This window comes from Polaromonas sp. (assembly GCF_030680935.1).
In the GTDB taxonomy this organism is placed as follows: domain Bacteria; phylum Pseudomonadota; class Gammaproteobacteria; order Burkholderiales; family Burkholderiaceae_C; genus Polaromonas.
The window spans coordinates 70,692-94,171 of record NZ_JAUXUP010000078.1; the positions used below are offsets into that span (position 1 = coordinate 70,692).

Annotated in this window: 21 protein-coding genes and 1 tRNA gene; 8 read left to right on the forward strand and 14 right to left on the reverse strand. The window is 63.7% G+C overall.

Annotated elements, in window-relative coordinates; all coding sequences use genetic code 11:
• Positions 1-61: 61 nt before the first annotated feature.
• From Q8L50_RS18410 to Q8L50_RS18435, 6 genes are all read right to left on the reverse strand, one after another.
• Positions 62-670 (reverse strand): hypothetical protein, encoded by a 609-nt coding sequence (locus Q8L50_RS18410; protein WP_305350080.1) that lies wholly within the window; start codon positions 668-670, stop codon positions 62-64.
• 61 nt (positions 671-731) lie between these two features.
• The gene (locus tag Q8L50_RS18415; RefSeq protein ID WP_305350081.1) at positions 732-1,793 is read right to left on the reverse strand and encodes a maleylacetate reductase; all 1,062 of its coding nucleotides are present in this window, start codon (positions 1,791-1,793) and stop codon (positions 732-734) included.
• Positions 1,790-2,680: an NAD(P)-dependent oxidoreductase gene (locus Q8L50_RS18420; protein WP_305350082.1), complete on the reverse strand. Its 891-nt coding sequence runs from the start codon at positions 2,678-2,680 to the stop codon at positions 1,790-1,792. Before Q8L50_RS18420 ends, Q8L50_RS18415 begins: the two co-directional genes overlap by 4 nt.
• Complete coding sequence (locus Q8L50_RS18425; RefSeq protein WP_305350083.1) at positions 2,680-3,639, reverse strand: tripartite tricarboxylate transporter substrate binding protein; 960 nt, start codon at positions 3,637-3,639, stop codon at positions 2,680-2,682. Before Q8L50_RS18425 ends, Q8L50_RS18420 begins: the two co-directional genes overlap by 1 nt.
• A 72-nt stretch (positions 3,640-3,711) precedes the next feature.
• Entirely contained in the window at positions 3,712-5,055 is a 1,344-nt protein-coding gene (locus Q8L50_RS18430; RefSeq protein WP_305350084.1) for an amidohydrolase family protein, read from the reverse strand.
• Between the two features lie 230 nt (positions 5,056-5,285).
• Entirely contained in the window at positions 5,286-6,209 is a 924-nt protein-coding gene (locus Q8L50_RS18435; RefSeq protein ID WP_305350085.1) for an NAD(P)-dependent oxidoreductase, read from the reverse strand.
• A 218-nt stretch (positions 6,210-6,427) separates the two neighbouring features.
• Here Q8L50_RS18435 and yghU point away from each other — a divergent pair, with 218 nt between their 5' ends.
• Both yghU and Q8L50_RS18445 read left to right on the forward strand, forming a co-directional pair.
• Positions 6,428-7,303: a glutathione-dependent disulfide-bond oxidoreductase gene (gene yghU, locus Q8L50_RS18440; RefSeq protein WP_305350086.1), complete on the forward strand. Its 876-nt coding sequence runs from the start codon at positions 6,428-6,430 to the stop codon at positions 7,301-7,303.
• Entirely contained in the window at positions 7,300-7,932 is a 633-nt protein-coding gene (locus Q8L50_RS18445) for a glutathione S-transferase family protein (protein WP_305350087.1), read from the forward strand. The genes yghU and Q8L50_RS18445 overlap by 4 nt, the downstream gene beginning before the upstream one ends.
• Positions 7,933-7,975: 43 nt before the next feature.
• On the opposite strand, the gene pcaF is transcribed toward Q8L50_RS18445, so the two are convergent.
• The 4 genes from pcaF to Q8L50_RS18465 form a co-directional block, all read right to left on the reverse strand.
• Entirely contained in the window at positions 7,976-9,181 is a 1,206-nt protein-coding gene (gene pcaF, locus Q8L50_RS18450; RefSeq protein ID WP_305350088.1) for a 3-oxoadipyl-CoA thiolase, read from the reverse strand.
• Positions 9,182-9,299: 118 nt separating this feature from the next.
• On the reverse strand, positions 9,300-9,947 hold the full coding sequence (locus Q8L50_RS18455; RefSeq protein ID WP_305350089.1) for a 3-oxoacid CoA-transferase subunit B: 648 nt from the start codon (positions 9,945-9,947) through the stop codon (positions 9,300-9,302).
• Complete coding sequence (locus Q8L50_RS18460) at positions 9,944-10,660, reverse strand: 3-oxoacid CoA-transferase subunit A (protein ID WP_305350090.1); 717 nt, start codon at positions 10,658-10,660, stop codon at positions 9,944-9,946. The genes Q8L50_RS18455 and Q8L50_RS18460 overlap by 4 nt, the downstream gene beginning before the upstream one ends.
• Positions 10,661-10,846: 186 nt before the next feature.
• Positions 10,847-11,068, reverse strand: a complete 222-nt coding sequence (locus Q8L50_RS18465; protein ID WP_305350091.1) for a hypothetical protein — start codon at positions 11,066-11,068, stop codon at positions 10,847-10,849.
• 176 nt (positions 11,069-11,244) lie between these two features.
• Here Q8L50_RS18465 and Q8L50_RS18470 point away from each other — a divergent pair, with 176 nt between their 5' ends.
• A complete protein-coding gene (locus tag Q8L50_RS18470; RefSeq protein ID WP_305350092.1) occupies positions 11,245-11,679 on the forward strand; it encodes a DUF1841 family protein in 435 nt (144 codons plus the stop codon).
• A 209-nt stretch (positions 11,680-11,888) separates the two neighbouring features.
• On the opposite strand, the gene Q8L50_RS18475 is transcribed toward Q8L50_RS18470, so the two are convergent.
• Complete coding sequence (locus Q8L50_RS18475) at positions 11,889-12,554, reverse strand: cytochrome c (RefSeq protein ID WP_305350093.1); 666 nt, start codon at positions 12,552-12,554, stop codon at positions 11,889-11,891.
• Between the two features lie 135 nt (positions 12,555-12,689).
• Here Q8L50_RS18475 and Q8L50_RS18480 point away from each other — a divergent pair, with 135 nt between their 5' ends.
• The 5 genes from Q8L50_RS18480 to Q8L50_RS18500 are packed head-to-tail and all read left to right on the forward strand — an operon-like array spanning position 12,690 to position 21,287.
• Positions 12,690-13,532, forward strand: a complete 843-nt coding sequence (locus Q8L50_RS18480; protein WP_305350094.1) for a MoxR family ATPase — start codon at positions 12,690-12,692, stop codon at positions 13,530-13,532.
• Between the two features lie 33 nt (positions 13,533-13,565).
• Complete coding sequence (locus Q8L50_RS18485) at positions 13,566-14,162, forward strand: GNAT family N-acetyltransferase (RefSeq protein ID WP_305350095.1); 597 nt, start codon at positions 13,566-13,568, stop codon at positions 14,160-14,162.
• 10 nt (positions 14,163-14,172) lie between these two features.
• Positions 14,173-15,390: a VWA domain-containing protein gene (locus tag Q8L50_RS18490; protein ID WP_305350096.1), complete on the forward strand. Its 1,218-nt coding sequence runs from the start codon at positions 14,173-14,175 to the stop codon at positions 15,388-15,390.
• A 9-nt stretch (positions 15,391-15,399) separates the two neighbouring features.
• Positions 15,400-17,382, forward strand: coding sequence for an autotransporter assembly complex family protein (locus Q8L50_RS18495; RefSeq protein WP_305350097.1), 1,983 nt, complete (start codon positions 15,400-15,402; stop codon positions 17,380-17,382).
• A complete protein-coding gene (locus tag Q8L50_RS18500; protein ID WP_305350098.1) occupies positions 17,382-21,287 on the forward strand; it encodes a translocation/assembly module TamB domain-containing protein in 3,906 nt (1,301 codons plus the stop codon). Before Q8L50_RS18495 ends, Q8L50_RS18500 begins: the two co-directional genes overlap by 1 nt.
• A 19-nt stretch (positions 21,288-21,306) precedes the next feature.
• Here the strand turns inward: Q8L50_RS18500 and Q8L50_RS18505 are convergent.
• The 3 genes from Q8L50_RS18505 to cysM form a co-directional block, all read right to left on the reverse strand.
• Positions 21,307-21,382 (reverse strand) — tRNA-Arg (locus Q8L50_RS18505).
• A 211-nt stretch (positions 21,383-21,593) separates the two neighbouring features.
• On the reverse strand, positions 21,594-22,124 hold the full coding sequence (locus Q8L50_RS18510) for an NUDIX hydrolase (RefSeq protein ID WP_305350099.1): 531 nt from the start codon (positions 22,122-22,124) through the stop codon (positions 21,594-21,596).
• Between the two features lie 145 nt (positions 22,125-22,269).
• Positions 22,270-23,172, reverse strand: a complete 903-nt coding sequence (cysM, locus tag Q8L50_RS18515) for a cysteine synthase CysM (protein ID WP_305350100.1) — start codon at positions 23,170-23,172, stop codon at positions 22,270-22,272.
• Between the last annotated feature and the right edge of the window lie 308 nt (positions 23,173-23,480).

Genomic DNA, 23,480 nt, shown 5'->3' on the forward strand with positions numbered 1-23,480 from the left:
TTGCGCGCGTCGGACATGGGCTTGAGCCCGATTTTATTGAGATGCTGACAGCGTCGCCGGTTCACCGGCCTATCACCGCGAGGTAGGCCTGGCGTGTCTCCGGATCCACGGACGCGAGCAGTTGCGTGTAGGTCGTCTGGTGCCGGGCCATCATGCGGGCCGACGCGACGGCTCGGGAGCGGCAGTACCAGTGGCAGCTGTGCTGCATCAACAACAGTTCGGCCGACAGGGTGTAAGCCTTGTCACGCGGCGAGCGACCCTGCGCATTTTTTGCCGCACGCTCCATGCCCTCTGCATGAACCACCAGGGCGCGCCGCATGTCGAAGGTGTTGTCGGGGAAAAACCGGTCGGCCTCGGGTAAAAACCCCGGCAGTTTGCTGACGCGCGCCTCGGCTTCGTCCACCGCCGAAAAATCCGCCGCAAAACGCCCCAACTGCTCGCACAGCTGTTCCTCAGACAAGGCCAGCATGTGCCAGAGCCGGGTCTGGCGCTCCGGGTCTCGCTCCTCCAGCGCCCCGAGATAAGCTTCGATCAGGTTGTCCATCCGCTTTTCCAGCTGGTAGCGGCCAAGAAAGCTGCCGAGCAGAGCCATGCGCCTGGTCTGGTTTTCCGATTTGAGCTGCCAGGCGCCGAAAGCGGCGGCCATCAGCAGCAGAACAAAAATTTCCATGACAACACCGGTCTGTCCATACAGGCCGCCAGTCTAGTACCAGCGGCTGGCCGCCGGTATTTCAGGCTTCGGGACGTTGCCCGTCGAAAGCCTGCTGCAGCAAGCGGCGGATCGCGAGGCGCTCCAGCGGCCGCGGATTCGCGTACTGATTTTGCAGCGCGATGTCGCAGGCTTTGTCGAGGTCGGCCGCTTGCATGCCGATATCCTTCAGCGCCACCGGCGCGCCATTGTCCTTCGCGAGGTCAAACACACCCTGCGCCGCCTGGTCCGCACCGAGTGCTGCCGCGATATCCCGCATGGCCTGCGGCGCAGCCGCTGCGTTGTAAGCCAGTGCATGTGGCAGCACGATGGTATGGGTCTCGGCATGTGGCAGATTGAAGGTGCCGCCCAGCGTGTGGCAGAGCTTGTGGTGCAGGGCCATGCCGACGTTGCTCATGACCGTGCCACACAGCCAGGCGCCGTAGAGCGCGGCGCTGCGGGCGGCGATATCTGATGGGTCGTTCCTGATCGCTGGCAAAGCGCGTGCGATGGCGGCTATGCCCTCCTTCGCCATCAAATTCATGATGGGATTGGTATCCACGCCGTACAGGCCTTCGGCCGAATGGGCAATCGCGTTAATTCCGCTGGTGACACTCATGCCGACCGGCAGGCTCAGCGTCAGTTCGGGGTCGTAAATCACGGTGCGCGGCAACACACGCTGGTCTTTGCCGGTTTTTTTCACGCCGGCTTCGGTGATGCCGTACACCGTGGTCATTTCCGAGCCGGCATAGGTGGTGGGGATCGCCAGGATGGGCAGGCCCGAGTCCAGCGCAATCGCCTTGCCCAGGCCGGTGGTCGAACCGCCGCCAATCGCCACCGCGCAGTCGGCGCCCAGCTGGCGCGCCAGCTCGCGTGCCTCGCGCGCGGTCTCTATCGGCACATGCATGACCGCACGGTCAAACAAACCGGCGGCACGCGGCCCCAGCAAATCGGCCACCATCTGCGCCGAGGCGCGCTGCTCGGGGGTGGACAGCACCAGCGCCTTGCGCGCGCCCAGCGCATCGATTTCGCGGACCAGGTGTTGCAGGCTGCCGGCACCAAAAATGACACGTCCGGCCTGACCGTTGTAGATGAAACTTTTCATGGTGTCTTGCCAGGTGCAGTGTCCAGACCGGCACTGCGCTCGACGGTCTTGATGATGGCTGCGTAGTCGTCCTGCCCATCGCCCTGGGCCATGGCCGCATGCATCAGCTGGTGGGTGAGCGCGGTCTGTGCCAGCGGTGCGTGGACGGCACGGCCGGCGTCGAGGATCAGGTCCAGGTCCTTGATCATCTGCTCGACCGTGAAGGTCGGGGTGAAGTCGCGCGCGCCCAGTTGCACCGACTTGGCCTTGACGATGGGCGAGGCCACTGCGCTGGCGCCCAGCACCCGCCACATGTCACCCCAGTCCAGCCCACCCTTGCGCCCCAGCGTCAGCGCTTCGGACAGCATCGCGCTGGTCTGCGCAATCATCAGGTTGACCACCAGCTTCATCAGCCGAGCCTGCTCGGCCTCGCCGAGATAGAACTGGTGCGGGCCCAGCAGCTTCAGCAGCGGCAGCGCCGTGTCATAAGACGCGCGCGGCCCCGAGGCCATCACCGTGAGTTGCGCCGCCTCTGCCATCCTGTTGTTGCCTGAGACCGTGGTTCGCAGGTAAGCCACACCCGCCACCGCCAGCTGTTGCGCCACCTCGGCCGAAACCTGCTGCGACACCGTGCTGGTGTCGACGTAAATCGCGCCGCGCCGCGCAGATTGCACCACCTGCGCCGCCACCTGACGCAGGGCCGCGTCGTTGGGCAGTGACGAAAAAATCATGTCGGCCCGCGCCATGGCAGCGCCCGCATCGTCAGCCACCTGCAGCCCCTGGCTGCGCGCCAGATGCAGGCGCGATTCCCCCGGGTCGCTGACCGTCACCGCATGGCCACCCGCGTGAAAATGCCCGGCCATCGGCAGGCCCATCTTCCCCACGCCAACAACATGCAGCACTGCCATCACTGGCCCTTGAGGTTCGCGGCTTTGGCGATCAGGGCGGCGGCGTCCACCTCGGTTCGAATGAAGGCATTGAAAGCCTCGACCGACATCGGGAAAGGATCGGCACCCAGCTTGCTCATGCGTTCCTTGACATCGGGATTGGCCAGGGCCTTGAGCGCTTCCTCGTGCAGGCGTTTGACCACCGGCGCGGGGGTGTTGCTGGCCACAATCATGCCCACCCAGAAGGTGTATTCGGAGCCGGCCACTCCGGCCTCCGCCGTGGTCGGCACCTGCGGCAGCGCAGGCGAACGCGCGGGGGTGCTGACCGCCAGCGCCTGCAGCTTGCCATCCTTCACCAGCGGCAGGGCCGAAGCCAGCGGTGCAAAAAACCAGTCGTTGCTGCCGCCTATGACGTTGGTCATGGCTTCAGGCGTGCCCTTGTAGGGCACATGCAGGGCCTCGATGCCAGCCTGAAGCCGGAATTTTTCGGCATTGAGGTGGGTGGCGCTACCGACACCCGCCGATGCGTAGTTGAGCTGGCCGGGTTTGCCCCTGGCGGCGGCAACCAGGTCGGCGACCGACTTCCAGCCCCTGGCTGGATTGACCACCAGCACATTGGGCAGGGCCGCCAGCGGCGTGATGCCGGTCAGGTCTTTGAGGGTGTCGTACCCGATGGTGCTGTAGATCGCGGGATTCAGCGCGTGGCCCGAGGAATGCACCAGCACGGTGTAACCATCTGCCTCACCCTTGGCCACCTGGCCCGCAGCAATGGTGCCGCCGGCGCCAGGCTTGTTCTCGATCACAATGGGCTGTCCCATGCTTTTGCTCATGGTGTCGGCCACCGTGCGGGCAATCAGGTCCGTGCCACTGCCGGCGGTGAAAGGCACAAGGAATTTGATGGGTTTGGCAGGATAGGCCGTCTGGGCCAGCACGCCACCTGCGGCCAGCAAGCTTGCTGCGAGAAGAAGAAATCGTTTCATGGTTTGTCTCCTGGGTTTATGAATCAAATCGGGTCTCCGCCCTTTATCCATCTGAGAATGCAGCTATTATTTTTATAGCGCGAGTGCTTTCGCAATCTTCTGTCCCGATGCCTGTAGCGCCGCCAGATGCGGCGCCAACGCCACGCCAAGCAGCTGACCCTGGCGTTTTTTCCACTGCCCGGCCACCATCACGCTGTCGATGTTGGCCAGCGAGGCCTGCATCACCACCGCGCTGACCGGATCGTGCACCGGCTGCATGTTGAGGTCGCTGGCGCGGATCATCACCAGGTCGGCCTGTTTGCCGGCGGCCAGCGAGCCGATGCGGTGCGATTGCTTGAGCATGCGCGCACCTTCGACGGTGACCCAGGACAGCGCTTCTCGGGTCGTGATGGTCGAGGTCGGCGGGATGCTGCCGTGGATCTCACGGTAGGCGACATTGTCCAGCGAGCGCTGGATGCCCAGCGCAATACGGGCCTGCGAGAGCATGTCGCCGCTCATCACGCTTTCAAGGTCCACGCCCAGCGAAGGCGCACGGCCAAAGGCGCGCAGGCGCCCGGTCAGCGGGTGACCGTGGCCCTGGCTCATTTCGCTTTCGGCGGCGGCTGAAAAACTCATGCCGAGTTCGCAGAAGCGCTTGAGCTGCACATCGTCGAGCGCATGGCCGTGCACGATGTTGATGTGCTCGCCAAGCAGGCCGGCCGCTTCGAGTTTTTCCCAACCGTCCGGCGTGCGTGCCGGGCCGCCGCCCTGGTGCAGCGAGGCGATCAGGCCCAGGTCTTTGGCCATCGCGAAGTCATGCATCGCCACGTCCAGCGTCGAATAATGCGGGCCCAGCACCGCCGCCTGGATGCTCAGCAGCGGCTGCCCCTGGTGCGCCTTGAGCAGGCGTTCGATCTCGGTGCGCGGGTGCGGCACCTCCCAAAAAGGCTTCTGGCCCGGTTGCGGATCGGGCTTGGGGGTGCCATGAAAAAACGCGGCGCGTATGCCTGACGCCAGCAGCCCGGCAATGGCTGCGTCGTTGTGCGGCGGCGTCGGGTTGTTGTGGCACCAGTCGGCCAGCGTGGTGGTGCCGCAATTGAGCTGGTTCAGCGAGCCAACAAGCGTGGCGATGTAGAGGTCGTCCGGTGTGAATACCGTCGCCAGCCCGGCGTGCATTTTCTTGAAGTATTCCAGCAGCGTCCAGTTGGCGGCCAGCCCGCGCAGGGCGGTCTGCCAGGTGTGCATGTGGGCATTGATGAGCCCTGGGATGATGATGTGGCCGGTGGCATCCACCACCTGCGCATCATCGGCATGAATCGCCTGCGCTATTTCGGTCAGGGTGTCGCCGGTCACCAGGATGTCGCCTACGGGCAGGTCGCCCTGCGCATCCATCGTGACGATGGTCGCGCCTTTGATCAGCGTCTGGTTCGTGCTCATGGCAAGCGCAGGCCGGCAAAAAACGGTCGCCGCGCGGTACACCCTTTCAAGCCGCGGCCGCGGAACTGGCTTTGCCAGGCCGCAGGCGCAGCGGCCCCCTCGGGGCTGGAGCCTGCAGCTCCAAAGCTGCCTGCGCAGCTTTGGACAGGCGACAAAAGCGAAGCCTCCGGCGAGCGGCGGCCTGCAAGGTGCAGCGCATGACACGCAGTGAAAAGCGTGGGGGCCATATCCTAGCTTTCCAGTCCGTCGCTCATCTTCATGTTTTCGGACTTCAGCTCCAGGCCGGCGTCCTTCGCGGTTTCCACCAGCAGCACGGCAAAGTCGATGTCCTCGTGGCCACGCCCCACCATGCGCGCCACCGACTCGCGCGTGGCTGCGGCCGCTGGCATGGCCACGCCATGCGCACGCGCGGCGCCCAGGCCCAGGTCCATGTCCTTGAGCAGCAGTTTGGGCGTGAAGGTAACCTGGTCAAAGCTCAGGTTGGTCAGCATCGGCGTTTTGTACTTGGTGTACATGGAGCCGAGCACCGAGTCGTTGATGCTTTCTAGAAAAATGTGGCGCGGTATACCGGCCTTTTCGGCCAGCACCGTGATCTCGCAAAGGTTCTGGATGATCACGCCGAACATGGTGTTGTGGGCAATCTTCCAGATCCGGGCCAACTCGCCCTCGCCGACCCACATCACCTTGCGCGCCATCGCCTGCAGGTAGGGCTCGACCTCGGTGTACAGCGTCCTAGGGCCGGAAGCCACCTGCAGCAGCTTGCCGGCCTTGGCCACCTTGGCGTTGCCCGACACCGGAGAACACAGGTAACCGACGCCCATGCCCTCCAGCCGCGTGCGGATTTCGGCCGAACCTTCTTGCGAGATCGAGGAACTGTCGACCACGATTCTCGGTTTGGCCGAACCCGCCACCAGACCGCCCTCGTCGAACAGCACCTGCTTGAGGTCGTCCGTTGTCGACACCATCGTGAACACGATGTCGCAGAAGGCCAGGTCCTGCTTGCTGCCGACGATGGTAGCGCCGGCCTCGGCCAGCGGCGCGGCCTTGGACGCCGTGCGGTTCCAGACACTGACCTCGTTGCCGGCCTTGACCAGGCGTTTGGCCATCGCTTCTCCCATGCGTCCCAACCCTATCCATCCAATACGCGCTGCCATGCTGTCTCCTTGTTCATAACATCTGGCGCTAATGTGCCGCAGCCGCCCGGATGGTTCAAGAAATACAGAGGAAATCAGTTTTCCCGTTGGCGGAAAAAGGCACGCGCCGCACAACGGATTGCCGCATGACTGCACCGCGAAATGATGGCTGGCAAGGCGCTTCCTTCAAAATGGCGCGCGTTGTGCAGACAAATTCAAACTCAGGCAATATGGTCCGCATGAACGATTCCACCGCCTACACCCCGCCAAAAATCTGGTCGCCACCGCCATCGAGCGGCGGCCGGTTCGCCAACATCAACCGGCCCGTCTCCGGCCCCACCCACGACAAGGAGTTGCCGGCAGGCCGTCACCCGCTGCAGTTGTATTCGCTGGGCACGCCCAATGGTGTCAAGGTCACGGTGATGCTGGAGGAGTTGCTGGCGCTGGGCCACAGCGGCGCGGAGTACGACGCCTGGCTGATCCGCATTCATGAAGGCGAGCAGTTCGGCAGCGGCTTTGTCGCGGCCAACCCCAACTCGAAGATCCCGGTACTGGTGGACCACAGCGGGCCGACGCCGCAGCGTGTGTTCGAGTCGGGCGCGATTTTGCAGTACCTGGCCGAGAAGTTCGGCGCGTTTTTGCCCTTAGGCGGCGCACCCCGCGCCGAATGCCTGTCGTGGCTCAACTGGTTGATGGGCAGTGCGCCTTTTCTGGGTGGCGGCTTCGGTCATTTCTACGCCTACGCCCCGAGCAAGATGGAATACCCCATTGATCGGTATGCGATGGAGGTCAAGCGCCAGCTCGATGTGCTGGACCGCCGCCTGGCCGAGGTGCCCTATCTGGCCGGTGACGACTACACCATTGCCGACATCGCCGTCTGGCCCTGGTACGGCACCCTGGTCAAAGGCCAGCTGTATGAAGCCGGCGAGTTTCTGCAAGTGCAGACCTACAAGAATGTGCTGCGCTGGACGGACGAAATTGCAAAGCGTCCAGCTGCCAGGCGCGGGCGCATGGTCAACCGCACCTGGGGGGAGCCTTCCAGCCAGTTGCATGAGCGCCATGACGCCGGCGACTTCGACACCCGCACCCAGGACAAGCTGGCGCCCCCACCATGATCACACTGTACGACTGCGCCACCGCACCCAGTCCGCGCCGTGCCCGCATTCTGCTGGCTGAAAAAGGTGTGGCCCATGACACCGTGCAAATCGACCTGCGCACCCGTGAGCAGATGGGAGAAGCCTATCGCCGCATCAACCCGCAGTGCACCGTGCCTGCGTTGCGAACAGACGAAGGCGTGATGCTGACCGACAACGCCGCGATTGCTGCGTGGCTGGAGGCGCACTGTCCGCAACCGCCGCTGATGGGCAGCACCGCTCTGGAAAAAGCGGAGATCGCCAGCTGGCAATGGCGCATCGAGTTTGAAGGCCTGACGGCCATTGCCGAATGCCTGCGCAACAGCTCGCCCGCGATGGCGAACCGCGCCCTGCCCGGCCCTGTGGACTATCCGCAGATTCCCGAATTGGCCCAGCGCGGACTGGTGCGCGTGCAGCAGTTTTTTGCCACGCTCAATCAGCGTCTGGAGGGACGTGATTTCATTGCGGCAGACCAGTTCAGCGTGGCCGACATCACCGCCGTGGTGGCGGTGGATTTTGCCCGCATCGTCAAGGTCAAACCCGGCGAACAGCACCCGGAGCTGGTGCGTTGGCGTGCGGCCATGGCGCTGCGGCCGTCCATGGCGCTTTAGGCGCGGCTACCCGCCGGGCCACGCCCAAAGCACCGGGGTCCGCTCAGACCCGTTCCAGAACCAGGGCAATGCCCTGCCCGACACCGATACACATGGTGCACAGCGCGTAGCGGCCACCGGTGCGGTGCAACTGGTTCACCGCCGTGGTGACCAGGCGCGCTCCGGAGGCGCCCAGCGGATGGCCCAGCGCAATCGCGCCGCCGTTCGGGTTGACGCGGGCATCGTCGTCCTGCAAACCGAGCAGGCGCAACACGGCCAGGCCCTGGGCGGCAAACGCCTCGTTGAGTTCGATCACGTCCATCTGCGCCAGGCGCAGGCCGGTCAGCGCCAGCACTTTTTCGGTGGCCGGCGCCGGGCCTATGCCCATGATGCGCGGCGGCACGCCGGCCGTGGCCATGCCGACGATGCGCGCGCGGGGCGTGAGGCCGTTCTGTTTGGCGGCCTCCTCGTTGGCGATCAGCAGCGCGCAGGCGCCATCGTTCACGCCGGAGGCATTGCCGGCCGTGACACTGCCGTCAGGCCGTACCGCACCCTTGAGTTTGGCCAGGGCCTCCATGGAGGTTTCGCGCGGATGTTCGTCCTTGCTGACCACCACCGGATCGCCTTTTTTCTGGGGGATGGTGACAGGCGTGATTTCGGCATCAAAGAAACCCGCCTTCTGCGCAGCCACCGCCTTGAGCTGCGATGCCAGCGCCATCTTGTCCTGGTCTTCGCGGCTGATCTTGTACTCGGCGGCGACGTTTTCTGCCGTTTCCGGCATGGCATCGGTGCCGTATTTTTCCTTCATCAGCTTGTTGACAAAGCGCCAGCCAATGGTGGTGTCGTACATCTGCGCGGCCCGGCTGAAAGCACTTTCGGCCTTGCCCATCACAAACGGAGCGCGGCTCATGCTTTCCACGCCGCCGGCAATCATCATGTGGGCCTCACCCGCCTTGATCGCCCGCGCCGCCGTGCCGACTGCGTCCATGCCCGAGCCGCACAGGCGGTTGATGGTCGCCCCCGGCAGTTCCAGCGGCAGGCCGGCCAGCAGGGTGGCCATGTGCGCCACGTTGCGGTTGTCCTCGCCGGCCTGGTTGACGCAGCCGTAGATCACGTCGGTGACGGCCAGCCAGTCCACATTCGGATTGCGCGCCATCAGGGCCTTGAGCGGCACGGCGGCCAGGTCGTCGGTGCGCACGCTGCTGAGCGCGCCGCCATAACGGCCGAAGGGGGTACGGATCGCGTCGCAGATAAAAGCTTGTGGGGTCATGGTGGTTCTCTGGTCCGTTCGCACTGAGCCTGTCGAAGTGCTGGCGCGTAGGTTCTGTGAAAGGCTTTGACAGGCTCAGCCCGAGCAGGAAAAGGTGAATGGAAAAAGCAGACAAATATCAGTTGTTCAGAGCTACCGGCAGGCCGAGAAGTTTTTCCAGTTCGGCGTGTTCCAGGCCATCTACTTTATCAATCAGCCGCAGGCCTTGTGGCGTGCACGCCAGCGTGGCCAGTTCAGAGTAGATGCGTTTGACACAGCCAATACCGGTCAGGGGGTAGGTGCACGACCTGACCACCTTGCTCTCGCCTTTTTTGGTCAGCAGGTCCATCATCACCCAGGTTTGTTTGGCGCCAATGGCCAGGTCCATGGCGCCCCCTACTGCAGGTATCGCACCTGCCTCGCCGGTGCTCCAGTTGGCCAGGTCACCCGTGGCAGAGACCTGAAACGCACCGAGCACGCAAATGTCCAGGTGCCCGCCGCGCATCATGGCAAAGCTGTCGGCGTGGTGAAAATATGAGCCGCCCTTGAGCAGGGTCACGGGTTGCTTGCCCGCATTGATCAGGTCGAAGTCCTCGTCCCCGTGGGCCGGAGCCGGGCCCATACCCAATATGCCGTTTTCGCTTTGCAGCAGCACTTCGCGGTCTGCGGGAATGTGGTTGGCCACCGAGGTCGGCATGCCAATGCCGAGGTTGACCGTGGCCCCCTCAGGGATGTCCTGCGCCACACGCGCGGCGAGCTGGTCCCTGCTTCTTTTCTGGTAGGTCATGCTGCCACCTTGAGACCACCACCCTGGGTGGCGACACGGTCAACTTTCACAATCTGGTGCACAAAAATTCCTGGTGTCACGATGTGCTCCGGGTCCATCTCGCCCAGCTCTGCAATCTCATGCACGGTCGCCACGGTGTATCTGGCGGCAGAGGCCATCACCGGGCCAAAATTGCGCGCCGCCTTGCGGTAGCTCAGATTGCCCCAGCGGTCTCCGCGCTCGGCCTTGATCAGCGCCACATCGCCATGGATAGGCATCTCCAGCACGTAATCGCGGCCATGGATGTGCCGGGTTTCCCTGGGCGAGCCATCGGGGTTCAGGGCCAGCTCGGTGCCAAAACCGGTAGGTGAAAAAAATGCACCTATGCCTGCACCGGCCGCACGAATGCGCTCTGCCAGATTGCCTTGGGGCACCAGTTCCAGTTCGAGCTTGCCGGAGCGGTAAAGCTCGTCAAACACGTAGCTGTCGGTCTGGCGCGGAAAACTGCAGATGATCTTGCGCACGCGCCCGGCTTTGAGCAGCGCCGCCAACCCGGTATCGCCATTGCCGGCGTTGTTGTTGACCACCGTGAGGTCCTTGGCCCCTTGGGCTATCAGCCCATCGACCAGCTCGTTCGGGATGCCGGCCGTGCCAAAGCCGCCAATCAGCACGGTCGCACCGTCTTTGACCCCAGCCAACGCGTCCGCGACTGACCGGGCTATCTTGTTGATCATGAAACTGTCTCCGCCACCAAAAAGCGGGGCGGTCACCATCTTAGCTTTGTCCTTGTTCCTGTGCAGAACACGGCACATATCTCACGCAGGCGTTCGTCGCGCGGCTTCAGCGCTCAAACAAGTGCAGGAGCAGCCTGATGAATCAGACGCCGGGAAGACGCCCCGGTGTCGATTGCTGCCGCTGTCTCAGGACTTGCGTGCGCCCATCACCAGTACCACCGCACCCAGCACGATGGCGCCAATGCTGAGCCACTGCGGCACATTGATAGACTCTTTTTCCTTGACGACCAGCTCAATCGGGCCAATGTTGGCCTTGGTGGTGTCCTTGGTGAAGCTGAAGCCACCGGTGAAAAAGCCGGCCAGACCGAGCACGATCAAAACGATGCCGGTAATTCTCATTGCATTCATGGGGTTCTCCTCGCCGGATGGTGGTTAAGCCGGAGCGCGCTTGCCGGTATCAGGCTCCGTGGGGGTAATTTAAGCCAGGGGCGCAAAAAACCGCGTAGGACAGAGTCGCCATCGCTGCCCGTGCAGCGGAAACACTGCGCTGCCACAAGGCATCAGGCACATGCTAACCTTGCCGGATGTTCACCCCCTCACAGGCCGATGTTCGCCGGTTTTTCTGCTCCGTTTATGCCAAAACCCTTTCGGGACAGGCGCTGACAGCTATCGAAATAATAGCAAGTCAATGGCTGGCAGAACACCCCGAATACCACGCCGACTTCGCAGATGCAGACGCAGCGCTGGAAAAGATGTACGACGTGGAAGCTGGCGCCACCAACCCGTTTTTACACCTGTCCATGCACCTGTCCATCAGCGAGCAGTGCTCCATCGACCAGCCGCGCGGCATCCGGCAGGCGGTAGAGCTGCTGACAGCGCGACGCGACTCCCTGCACCAAGCCCACCACGAAGCCATGGAATGCCTGGGCCAGATGGTCTGGGAAAGCCAACGCGCCGGCCGGCCGCCCGACGGCGATACCTACATCGCCTGCGTGCAGCGGCACGCGACGAGAGATTAGCCCCCACGGTTGCTCACTGCATGTAGCGCCCTGCCCCCCGAGGGGGCCGCTGCGCCTGCGGGCCGGCAAAGCCGGACCCGCGGCGCCTGCTTGAAAAGAGAAACAGCCACGCCGCTCTACCAGCGTGCAGCGACAAGTGACAAAAGATTGGCCCACAAGGACAAAGCCCCGCGATGCGGGGCTTTGTCTAGTTTCTGGAGCGAAGCGGTTTAGCGGAACTTGCTTTGCGGAACGACTTTCAAGTCTCCCTCGACCGATGCCATGTAGTTGGCCAACTGCTTGAGTTCTGCGTTGGTGTACTGCTTGGCCATGCCGGCCATGATCGCGTTGCCGCGTCCGACTTTGGGATTATTCTCCACCTTGTAAGCCTTCAGTGCCACAAACAGGTAGTCGGCGTGCTGGCCGCCCAGCTTGGGGTAGCTCGGGTCAATCGGTTTGCTGAAATCAGCGCCGTGGCAAGACGCGCAATTGGCCTTGGCCAACAGGGCGGCCACGGCCGGGCTGGGGGTTTTCACGGTACGTTCTGCCGGAGCGGCCGCCTGGGCCACGCCATGCACACTGTAATAGGCCGACAGGTCGGCAATGTCCTGGTCGCTCAGGGTCTCGGAAACACCGCGCATGGTGGGGTGTTTGCGCTCGCCCTTTTTGTAGGCGTTTAATGCCGACGCAATGTACTTGGCGCTCTGACCCGAGATCATTGGCACCTTGTACACCTCGGGGAAGCTGGCCTGGTAGCCCTTGATGCCGTGGCAGCCGATACACATGGCGTTTTTGGCTTCTCCGGCTTTGGCGTCGCCCTGGATGCCCTGGGAATGGGCCGCCACCGTCACAAATGAGACAGCAATGGCAAATAACGTGTTGATCAGCTTGGTCATTTTGCGCGCACAATCAGGTGAAAATTGGGTAGGTCAAACAGCCACTGATTATATCTGGGCCTGCCGGGGTCACCGCGTGCAGCGTCACACACACCCCTGATTCACCCTTCTTACAGTTCACACTTCGCGCCCACCATGAAATTCCAAGGCTCCAAAAACTACGTCGCCACCCAGGACCTGATGCTGGCGGTCAACGCTTCTGCCACCCTCAAAAAGCCGCTGCTGGTCAAGGGCGAACCCGGCACCGGCAAGACCATGCTGGCCGAGGAAGTGGCCCAGGCCCTGAACCTGCCGCTGCTGCAGTGGCACATCAAGTCCACCACCAAGGCGCAGCAGGGCCTGTATGAATACGATGCGGTATCGCGCCTGCGCGACTCGCAGCTCGGCGACGAAAAAGTCAAGGACATCCACAACTACATCATCAAGGGCGTGCTTTGGGAGGCGTTCACAGCCGATGAGCCGGTGGCCCTGCTGATTGATGAAATCGACAAGGCCGACATCGAGTTCCCGAACGACTTGCTGCGCGAAATCGACCGCATGGAGTTCTACTGCTACGAGACGCGCGAACTGATCAAGGCCAAACACCGGCCGCTGGTTTTCATCACCTCGAACAACGAAAAAGAACTGCCCGACGCCTTTTTGCGCCGCTGCTTTTTCCACTACATCAAATTCCCCGATGCCGACACGATGAAACAGATCGTCGATGTGCACTTCCCCGGCCTCAAGAAAGAGCTGCTGGCCGCGGCCATGAAAACCTTTTACGACGTACGCAACCTGCCCGGCCTGAAGAAGAAACCATCCACCAGCGAGCTGCTGGACTGGCTCAAGCTGCTGGTGGCCGAGGACATTCCGCTCGAGGCCTTGCAAAGCAAGGAAGACAAAGTGGCCGTACCGCCGCTGGTGGGCGCGCTGCTGAAAAACGAACAGGACGTCACTCTGTTTGAAAAGCTGGTGTTCATGCAACGCCACAATCGCTGACCCCGCGAGCATGCCTGAAGGGAATTGCGAGCCATGAGTTTTGTACAGCCCGTCACACTTTCAACCCGTGGCGTCGAGCTGGTGCCGCTGGCGCCGGAACACGAAGCCGGCCTGCGCGCCGCTGCGGCCGATGGTGAGCTCTGGAAGATACGTGTCACCTCGGTCCCCGAGCCGGACCAGACCCGTGCCTACATCGAAGACGCGCTGAAGGCCCGCGAAACCGGTCAGCGTTTTGCCTTTGCGGTGCGCGACGCCGCCACCGGCACGGTGCTGGGCAGCAGCAGTTATCACGACATCCTGCCCGCCGTGAAACGTGTCGAGATTGGCTACACCTGGTACGCCGCACGCTGCCAGCGCACCCACATCAACACCACCTGCAAGTTGCTGCTGCTGACGCATGCCTTCGACACCCTGGGCTGCCATGTGGTCGGCTGGCGCACCGACAATTTCAACCATGCCTCGCAGCGCGCCATCGAGCGCCTGGGCGCGCGCAAGGATGGTGTGATTCGCGGCCACGCACTTCGCCGTGACGGCACCATTCGCGATACAGTGATGTACAGCCTTCGTTCGGGTGAATGGCCCGAAGTAAAGGCACAACTTTTGTACATGCTCGACAAACCCCGAACATGATCTCCATGCCATGCTGATCGACTTCTTCTACACCCTGCGTTCGGCCAAGCTGCCGGTCTCGGTCAAGGAATACCTGATGCTGCTGGAGGCGCTGCAGGCCGGTGTGGTCGGCCCCAACAGCGGCAAGCTCGAAGATGGCGAGATCGGCGAAGGCGCGTACAAAATCGACGACTTCTATTACCTGAGCCGTACCGTGCTGGTGAAGGACGAAAAACACTACGACAAGTTTGACCGCGCGTTTGCGGCCTACTTCAAGGGTGTGGAGATGATTGCCGACTTCACCAAAGACATCCCGCTGGAGTGGCTGCGTAAAAATCTGGAGCTCGAGCTCAGCCCCGAAGAAAAAGCCAAGATCGAGAAGATGGGCTGGGACGAACTCATGGAAACGCTGAAAAAGCGTTTTGAAGAGCAGAAAGAGCGCCACGAAGGCGGCAGCAAGTGGATAGGCACCGGCGGCACCTCGCCCTTCGGCGCCAACGGCTTCAACCCGCAGGGCATACGCATTGGGCAGGAAAAAAGCCGCAACAAAAGCGCGGTGAAAGTCTGGGACCAGCGCGCCTACAAGGATTACGACGACACGCAGGAGTTGGGCACACGCAACATCAAGGTGGCGCTGCGCCGCCTGCGCAAGTTTGCGCGCGAGGGCCATGTGGAAGAGCTGGACCTCGACGACACCATCCGCTCCACCGCCGCCAATGCCGGCTGGCTGGACATCAAGATGGTGCCGGAGCGCCACAACAATGTGAAGGTGCTGCTGCTGATGGACGTGGGCGGCACCATGGACGAACACATCGCGCGCGTGGAAGAGCTGTTCTCGGCCACCAAGACTGAGTTCAAACACATCGAGTTTTATTACTTCCACAACTGTGTCTATGACTTCATGTGGAAGAACAACCGGCGCCGCTTCAGCGAGAAGTTTGCGACCTGGGACATCATCCGCAAGTACAACAAGGACTACAAACTGATCTTTGTCGGTGACGCAACCATGAGCCCTTACGAGATTTTGCAGCCGGGCGGCAGCGTCGAATACAACAACGAGGAAGCCGGCGCCGAGTGGATGCAGCGCCTGACCAACGCTTTCCCGAAATTTGTCTGGATCAACCCCGAACCACAAGGCGTCTGGCAATACCGCCAGAGCATCAGTGTGATCCAGCAGCTGGTGAACCAGCGCATGTACCCCCTGACCATCAAAGGCCTTGAAGAGGCCATGCGTTTGCTATCCAAGTAAACTGGAAATGTGACCCATTTCCGTTCCTGCCTCGCCTGGAGGGTGGCCAGGAATTTACCGGCCGCCGCCCTCGCCCTTCTGCTGGCCTGCGCCGCTGTAGCCCAGCCTGTCGCGCCCGCCGCACCTTCCGCACCATCGGACAGCAGCCCGCCCCCTCCCTCGGCCACCAATCCCGCCCCCATCACGCAGACCAACGTGCCGGCCCCGCCGATGGCCAGCGTGGCACCGCCCGCCACACCGGCGGGCGCTGTCGGCCCCACCCAGGCAGAGCCGGAAGTCACGGCTTTCGACATCGAAGTCAAGGCCCCGCCTGAAGTCCGCAGTCTGCTGGAGCGCCACCTTGAGTTGCGGCGTTACCGCGCCGTCACCGACCTCGACGACGCCGAACTCGCGCGCCTGGTGGTACTGGCCGAACGCAATGTGCGCAACCTGGTTGGCACCCTGGGCTATTTCAGCCCCACCATCAGCATCGTCCGAGAGGGCGCAACGTCCCAGCGCCCCACTATCGTGGTGGCGGTGGACCCGGGCGAATTGACACGCATCCGCACGGTCGCGATTGGTTTTTCAGGCGATATTGCGCAGTCTCCTGATGCCGATGCCGCGGGCCAGCGCGAAGGTATACGGCGCAACTGGCGCCTGCCGCCCGGTCAGCGTTTCACACAGGACAACTGGGACGGCGCCAAGACGCAGGCGCTGCGTGATCTGGTGGCGCGCCGCTACCCGGCAGGCCGGCTGGAGACCAGCCTGGCCGACATCGACGCACCCGCCGCCAGTGCCGACCTGTCCCTGACGCTGGACTCGGGCCCGCTGTACCGGCTGGGGCCCATGCAGGTCACCGGCATCCAGCGCTACGACCCGGAACTGGTGCCGCGTTTGGCCCGGCTGGCACCCGGCTCGGTCTACGACCAGAACAGCCTGCTCGAAGCGCAGCAGCGCCTGGCATCCAGCGGCTACTTCGACTCGGCGACGATTCTGGTGGACCCTGACAGCGACCCGCAGGCCGCGCCGGTGCAGGTCACGGTGCGCGAGGCCCTGCTGCAAAAAGTCGTTCTCGGCGTTGGCATCACCACCGACAGCGGCCCGCGCGCCTCGGTCGAACACACGCACCACCGCGTGCCTGGCATCGGCTGGCGCGCCGTGACCAAGCTGCAGATTGAGCGCAAGTCGCCCTTTGCGCAAACCGAATGGACGGACATCCCCGATGACGACGGCTGGCGCTGGGGCTTCCTCGGTCGCGCCGAGCGGCTGGACGACGACGAGCTGATCACCCGCGCGCAACGGCTGCGTTTCGGCAAATCGCAGGCCGGTGACCGCATCGACCGCAACGTCTACCTGCAGTACGACCGGGCCAGCGTGCAGGCCCTGCCTGGCAGCACGATCTCGGCCAGCGACAGCGGCGACGGTTCGGCCATCAGCGGCAACTACGTCTGGACCGGCCGTTATTTCGACAGCACGCCCTTCCCAAGCAAGGGTTATGGCCTGGGTGCTGAGTTGGGCGGCGGTGTCACGCTGGGCACGGACCGCAAGCCTTTTGTGCGCACCGCCGTCCGCTGGTTGGGCATCCAGTCCCTCACGCGCGGTCGCATCGCCTTGCGCGCCGAAGCCGCTGCTGTCGTCGCTGCCGACTCGGCGCGCATCCCCGGCACACTGCTTTTTCGCACCGGCGGCGACAGCACGGTGCGCGGTTATGGCTACCGCGACATCGGCATCCAGCGCGCCAACGGCGTCACCGGGCCAGGCCGCTACATGGCGGTCGGCAGTGTGGAATGGCAGCGCCCCATGCTCAAAAACGGCTTGCCCACCGAATGGGAAAACACTTTTTTCATTGACGCCGGTTCAGTGGCCGAGCGCCCCAAAGACCTCAAACCCCAGGTCGGCATTGGCACGGGCGTGCGTTGGCGCAGCCCCATCGGCCCGCTGCAAATTGACCTGGCTTACGGCGTGCAGCCGAAAAAATTCCGGTTGCACATGAGTGTGGGATTTGTTTTCTGATGGCTGCACCACCGCCTTCACCAGAAATACCTGCCACCGCCAAGCCGCGCCGCCGCTGGCCCAAAGCAGTCGCCATCTCCGGCATGGCCATGCTGCTCATGCTGATGCTGGCCGTGGGCAGCTTGTGGTGGTGGTCGGGCACAGAAGGTTCGCTGGCCACCGCGCTGCGCTGGGCCACCCGCACCCAGCCGGTCACGGCAGAAGGTGTCTCGGGCTCATTGCGCGCAGGCGGCCAGGTGCAGACACTCACGCTGCAGCAGGACGGCCTGCAGGTGCTCGCCACCGACGTCGTGCTGGCGTGGGACCCGCTCTCGCTGCTCAAGGGCAGCCTGAAGCTGGACCGCCTGGCCGCAGACACTGTCCGCATCGACGATCAGCGCGCGCCTTCTGCACCTGCCTCCGGCCCACCACCTTCGCTGGCCCTGCCGTTTCGCATCACGCTCGATGAGTTTTCGGTGAGCCAGTTGTCGTGGGCCGGACCACCTGCGTTTGAAGCCAGCGCGGTCGCCGGGCGCTATGATTTTGACGGCACGCATCACCGCCTGGCGCTGACCAGCGCACAGGTCGCTTCGGGCCGCTACACCGGCCAGTTCAAGCTGCTGGCGACTGGCGCCTTGACACTGGACGCGGCCCTCAAGGGCGTGCTGGAAACCGCCGTGCCCGGCAGCAGCACCCGCCTGCCGCTGTCCTTCAGCGCAAGCGCAGAGGGACCCTTGACGGAACTCCATGCAAAAGCTGAACTGAAGCTCGGGTCCGCGCCAGCGCAGACCGGCCCGACGCCGCAGGCCAGCGCCACTGCCCGTATCACGCCCTGGGCCGCGCAGCCGCTGCCGCAAGCCGACGCCACCTTTCGCGCACTCGATCTGGCCAGCCTCTGGCCGACGGCACCGCAGACAGGGTTGAGCGGCAGTCTGAGCGTCAGGCCAGCGGGCGCGACCGATGCCTGGCAATTGGAAACGTCCATCAACAACAGCCTGCCCGGCTCATGGGACCAGCAGCGCTTGCCGCTGGACAGCCTGCAGGCCCAGGGCGAATGGCGCGGTGGCGTGGCCATGGTGCGCAGCCTGCAGGCCAAACTCGGCGGTGGTGACATCACCGCCAGCGGCAAGTGGTCGGAGGCGGCGACCAGCGCGCAGGACTGGCAGGCAACGGCCACACTCAAAAACATCAACCCCGCTGCGTTGCACACGCAGTTGGCTGCTCTGCCCGTCGATGGCAAAGCAGAACTTTCCGGCCTGGCCGGCGCCATCAACTTCGACGCCAGCCTCCAAACCAGCGGGCGCGAAGTTGCCGCGACCCTTACCAAGTCCAACAAGTCCAGCACAAGCAGCCCCATCGGCAGCCTGCGCCTGCGCGACGCCAGCGCCAAAGGCCGTTGGTCCGGCGATACGCTGCACCTCTCGCAGTTGCAGGTGCGCACAGACGACGCCACGCTGGCGGGCGCCATCGAGCTTCAGCCCGCGGCACCCACTGGCAAGGGCCGCCTCAGCCTGACAGCACCCGGGCTGGATGCGCAGGTCAGCGGCGAACTGCACGAAGCGCGCGGCGGTGGTGAGCTGAGCCTGCGCGGCCGCGACGCGGCCCAGGCCCTGCGCTGGTTGCAGCGCTTGCCCGGCATGCCGGCATTCGTACGCACAGCGTCGGCCAGCGGGCGTGCCGACCTGCAGTTCAAGTGGCAAGGCGGCTGGCGTGACCCGGCGGTGCAGGCGCAACTCGACATCCCGTCGCTGGACTGGGCAGCCGCGCCACCCGCGCGCACCGGCACCACCCCGGCAGCCGATCAGGCCCTCAAATTGCGAGCATTTCAGGCCAGCCTGACCGGACGCCTCAGCCAGGCCGAGCTCAGGGCGCAGGGCCGCATCGAACAGGGCCAGCGCCGCTACACGCTGCAAACCACCGCCAGCGGCGGGCGCACCGGCCCGGCCCGGGCCAGCCTGGCAGCGTCGGGCTGGCAGACAATGGTGCAGCAACTGAACCTGTCGCTCGAAGACCCGGCACTGGGACCCGGCGCCTGGCGTCTCGCCAGCCGCGGCAACGTGCCGCTGAAGTGGACGCCAACATCCAGGGGGGGCAAGCTGGAAGCGGGTGCCGGCGAGGCCGCGCTTACGGCGCCCGCGCGTGGCGCCTCAGCAACTGCCGGCAGCTCGCCACCTCAAGCCGTGCTGGCCTGGCAACCGGTGACCTACGGGGGTGGCCAGTTGCTCACGACGGGCACCCTGACCGGCCTGCCGCTGGCCTGGATAGAGCTTGTCGCCGGGCCGCAACTGGCCGGCGCCGGGCTGGCGGGCAACATGATGTTCGACGGCCGTTGGGACGCCGCGCTGGGCGACACCTTGCGCCTCAAAGCCAGCCTGGCGCGTAGCAGCGGCGACATATCGGTGCAGGCCGACACCGCCCAGGGGCCGGCCGCGCGGGTGGCAGCTGGTGTCAAGGAAGCGCGGCTCACGGTTGACAGCAATAGCGACGCGCTGACGCTTGCCTTGCGCTGGGACAGCGAACGCGCCGGCTCGGCCGAAGGCCAACTCACGACACGGCTGGCGCGCAGCGTCGCTACCGGCTGGACCTGGCCCCAGGACGCACCGCTCAACGGCCAGCTGCGCGCGCAATTGCCACGCATCGGCGTCTGGTCGGTGCTGGCGCCGCCGGGCTGGCGGCTGCGCGGCTCGCTGGGCGCCAATGTCACGATCAGCGGCAAGCGCACCGCGCCGCAACTGGCGGGCACCTTGCAGGCCGACGACCTCGCGCTGCGTTCGGTGGTCGATGGCATCGAGTTCGGCAATGGCCGCTTGCGCGCCACGCTGGACGGTACCCGCATGCGCATCACCGAGTTCACCTTGCAGGGCGCCGGCGACAAGGGCGCAGGCGGCGTCTTGCGCGCGCAGGGCGAGGCCGGCTGGGTGGACGGCAAGCCGCTGGTGCTGCTAGCCGCCAAACTCGAACGTCTGCGCGCCAGCCTGCGCACCGACAGGCAGATCACGCTCTCCGGCGACATCCAGGCCAGGCTCGAAGGCAAGGCCGCCAGTTTCACCGGCGCGCTGCGCGTGGACCAGGCCAGCATCCTGCTGCCCGACGAAAGCACGCCACAACTCGGCGACGACGTGATTGTGCGCAGCAGCGGTGGCGCGGCCTCTGGCAAAAAAGCGCCCGCAGAAAGCAGCGCCACCGTCAACACCGACGACAAAAACGGCCGCTCGCTCAAGCTTGCCGTGCAACTGGACCTGGGCGACGACTTCCGCATCCGGGGCAAGGGCCTGGACACCCGCGTGCGCGGCAAGCTGGCGCTGAACGCCGATTCGATAGACGCAGTGCGCCTGACGGGCACCGTGAACACCCTGGGCGGCGAGTACCGCGCCTACGGCCAGCGCCTGGACGTCGAGCAAGGTGTGCTGCGTTTTACCGGCGCGGTGGACAACCCGACGCTGGACATTCTGGCGATACGGCCCAACCTCACGCAGCGCGTCGGCGTGCAGATCACCGGCACCGCCCTGCTGCCCCGCGTGCGCCTGTATGCGCAGCCCGAATTGCCCGATGCTGAAAAACTCTCCTGGCTGGTGGTGGGCCGTGGATCCGCCAACGGCGGCGCCGAAGCCGCGCTGCTGCAACAGGCCGCCATTGCGCTGCTGGGCAGCAAGGCCGGGCAGTCGCGCGGGCTGGCCGCATCACTGGGCCTGGACGAGTTGTCCTTCCGGGGTTCAGAGACAACCGCCAGCGGCAGCACCAACGAAGGCGCGGTAACACTGGGCAAACGCTTTTCGCGCAACTTCTATGCGGCCTATGAACGCAGCCTCTCGGGCGCGCTCGGCACGCTGTTTGTGTTTTACGACCTGTCGCAGCGCTTCACCATCCGCGCCCAGGCGGGCGAGCAAAGTGCAGTGGACCTGATTTACACCCTGCCCTTCGATTAGGGCGGTGCTTTGAAGAAGATGGTGCCCTTGGCAGGAATCGGACCTGCGACCTATCCCTTAGGAGGGGATCGCTCTATCCACTGAGCTACAAAGGCAGTAAGGTAGTTTACCAAGGCGGCTCCGACGGCCTCCAGCAGGCAGTTGACGGTCCAAGGCGCTACTGTTTTTATAGCTGTTTGCGCACGCTGGATATGGGCTGGAGGCCTGAAATCCTTGGAACTTGGGCATCTATCATCAGCCCTGAGTTCAGACTGCCCACTCGCGCAACGGCTTGAAAAGTCCTCCCCTCACGGTGCCGCCAAGGCCTCAATCCCGCTTCGCCCACTCCACAAACGCCGGCTGGTAACCTTTTGACTTCAGAAAGTCTGCCATCGCGTAACCGGTGCCGGCCGGCCAGCACTTCACGTCTTCGTGCGCATACAGCTTGTAGTCCACGAGCTCGGGCGAGAGTTTGACTTCGCCATGGCCGACGGCGCTGTAGGCAATGATGATCTGGTTCATGCGCTGGAAGTCGTACACGCCGATCAGCTTGAGGTCGGTCACGTCGAGATTGGTTTCTTCCTTCACTTCACGCGTGATGCCGCCTTCGGGCGTTTCGCCGGCCTCCATGAAACCGGTGATCAGTGCGTACATCTTGGCCGTCCACGCCGCGTTGCGCGCCAGCAGGATTTTTCCCTGGTGTTCAATCACCGCCGCCAGCACGGGCACCGGGTTGTTCCAGTGGGTGTAGTTGCAGGCCGGGCAACGCAGGCGCACGGTATCGCCACTGTCTTCCAGTTGCGAAATCATGGCGAGCGGGGTGGCGCAGCTGGGGCAAAACTTGAATTCTTGGCTCATGGTTTCAGACTTGGTTGCTTCACTTTTTATAGCTGCTCGCGCCCGTCAATCAGGGGCTGGAGCCACTTTTCACATATAGAACTGTTGCCATTCACCCTGAGCCTGTCGAAGGGCCTCGACAGGCTCAGCCCGAACGGGGACGGAATCAGGCCGGAAAAACGCCAGTCGACAGATAACGGTCGCCGCGGTCGCAGACGATAAAAACAATGACTGCGTCTTTCGCGGTTTTTGCAATATCCTGCGCCACCCAGCAGGCCCCAGCCGCCGAGATGCCGGCAAAAATGCCTTCTTCGCGGGCCATGCGGCGGCACATGTCTTCGGCATCAAGCTGGCTCACCAGCACGGTCTCGTCGATATGGCGGGGGTCGTAAATTTTTGGCATGTAGGCCTCGGGCCATTTGCGAATGCCGGGGATGCGCGAGCCTTCGCTGGGCTGGGCACCGATGATTTTGATCGCCGGGTTTTTCTCTTTGAGAAAGCGCGAGACACCGGTGATGGTACCGGTGGTGCCCATGGCGCTGACAAAGTGTGTGACCTTGCCGCCGGTGTCGGCCCAGATCTCGGGCCCGGTGGTCTCGTAATGGATGCGCGGATTGTCCTGGTTGGCAAACTGGTCCAGCACACGGCCCTTGCCATCCTTGGCCATCTGGTCTGCCAGGTCACGCGCGTGCTCCATGCCGCCGCTTTTAGGCGTAAGGATCAACTCTGCGCCAAAGGCCTTCATGGTCTGCGCGCGTTCAATGGAAAGGTCCTCCGGCATGATCAGCACCATGCGGTACCCCTTGATGGCCGCGGCCATGGCCAGCGCAATGCCGGTGTTGCCAGAGGTGGCCTCAACCAGCGTGTCGCCCGGCTTGATCTCGCCACGCTCTTCCGCGCGTTTGATCATGGCCAGCGCCGGACGGTCTTTCACCGAACCGGCCGGGTTGTTGCCTTCGAGTTTGCCAAGGACCACATTGCCCCGTTGGGTGTTCTCGGCGGCCTGGATGCGTTGCAGTGCCACCAGAGGCGTTTTGCCAATGGCGTCTTCGATAGTGGGGTAGGTCATACCCTGCACTGTGCCATAATTTGCCTCTTCGCTTCTTGCAGCCCGGGTGGTGAAATTGGTAGACGCAGGGGACTCAAAAAGAGGTTTGTGTACCTTTTTTTGAAATCCGTGAACACCACGCAACACTAGGCGGAATAACGGTTTATGGCGACTGGTCGAATAGAGCCCAAAAAGGCTTGTTGAGACCTAGGAGCCAAATAGGAGCCATGGCGAAAAGCCAGGAGGCAGCAAGTAGAATTGAGACGTTGACCTGACATATTGAGCCTGCGGCGAGATGGAAGGTCAACCACGGTTAAAAAGAAAATTCT

Bases quoted from the DNA above. Each gene is read 5' to 3' on its own strand.
- Q8L50_RS18410 (WP_305350080.1), bottom strand. From the start codon at position 670: ATGGAAATTTTTGTTCTGCTGCTGATGGCCGCCGCTTTCGGCGCCTGG.
- Q8L50_RS18415 (WP_305350081.1), bottom strand. From the start codon at position 1,793: ATGAAAAGTTTCATCTACAACGGTCAGGCCGGACGTGTCATTTTTGGT.
- Q8L50_RS18420 (WP_305350082.1), bottom strand. From the start codon at position 2,680: ATGGCAGTGCTGCATGTTGTTGGCGTGGGGAAGATGGGCCTGCCGATG.
- Q8L50_RS18425 (WP_305350083.1), bottom strand. From the start codon at position 3,639: ATGAAACGATTTCTTCTTCTCGCAGCAAGCTTGCTGGCCGCAGGTGGC.
- Q8L50_RS18430 (WP_305350084.1), bottom strand. From the start codon at position 5,055: ATGAGCACGAACCAGACGCTGATCAAAGGCGCGACCATCGTCACGATG.
- Q8L50_RS18435 (WP_305350085.1), bottom strand. From the start codon at position 6,209: ATGGCAGCGCGTATTGGATGGATAGGGTTGGGACGCATGGGAGAAGCG.
- yghU (WP_305350086.1), top strand. From the start codon at position 6,428: ATGAACGATTCCACCGCCTACACCCCGCCAAAAATCTGGTCGCCACCG.
- Q8L50_RS18445 (WP_305350087.1), top strand. From the start codon at position 7,300: ATGATCACACTGTACGACTGCGCCACCGCACCCAGTCCGCGCCGTGCC.
- pcaF (WP_305350088.1), bottom strand. From the start codon at position 9,181: ATGACCCCACAAGCTTTTATCTGCGACGCGATCCGTACCCCCTTCGGC.
- Q8L50_RS18455 (WP_305350089.1), bottom strand. From the start codon at position 9,947: ATGACCTACCAGAAAAGAAGCAGGGACCAGCTCGCCGCGCGTGTGGCG.
- Q8L50_RS18460 (WP_305350090.1), bottom strand. From the start codon at position 10,660: ATGATCAACAAGATAGCCCGGTCAGTCGCGGACGCGTTGGCTGGGGTC.
- Q8L50_RS18465 (WP_305350091.1), bottom strand. From the start codon at position 11,068: ATGAATGCAATGAGAATTACCGGCATCGTTTTGATCGTGCTCGGTCTG.
- Q8L50_RS18470 (WP_305350092.1), top strand. From the start codon at position 11,245: ATGTTCACCCCCTCACAGGCCGATGTTCGCCGGTTTTTCTGCTCCGTT.
- Q8L50_RS18475 (WP_305350093.1), bottom strand. From the start codon at position 12,554: ATGACCAAGCTGATCAACACGTTATTTGCCATTGCTGTCTCATTTGTG.
- Q8L50_RS18480 (WP_305350094.1), top strand. From the start codon at position 12,690: ATGAAATTCCAAGGCTCCAAAAACTACGTCGCCACCCAGGACCTGATG.
- Q8L50_RS18485 (WP_305350095.1), top strand. From the start codon at position 13,566: ATGAGTTTTGTACAGCCCGTCACACTTTCAACCCGTGGCGTCGAGCTG.
- Q8L50_RS18490 (WP_305350096.1), top strand. From the start codon at position 14,173: ATGCTGATCGACTTCTTCTACACCCTGCGTTCGGCCAAGCTGCCGGTC.
- Q8L50_RS18500 (WP_305350098.1), top strand. From the start codon at position 17,382: ATGGCTGCACCACCGCCTTCACCAGAAATACCTGCCACCGCCAAGCCG.
- Q8L50_RS18510 (WP_305350099.1), bottom strand. From the start codon at position 22,124: ATGAGCCAAGAATTCAAGTTTTGCCCCAGCTGCGCCACCCCGCTCGCC.
- cysM (WP_305350100.1), bottom strand. From the start codon at position 23,172: ATGACCTACCCCACTATCGAAGACGCCATTGGCAAAACGCCTCTGGTG.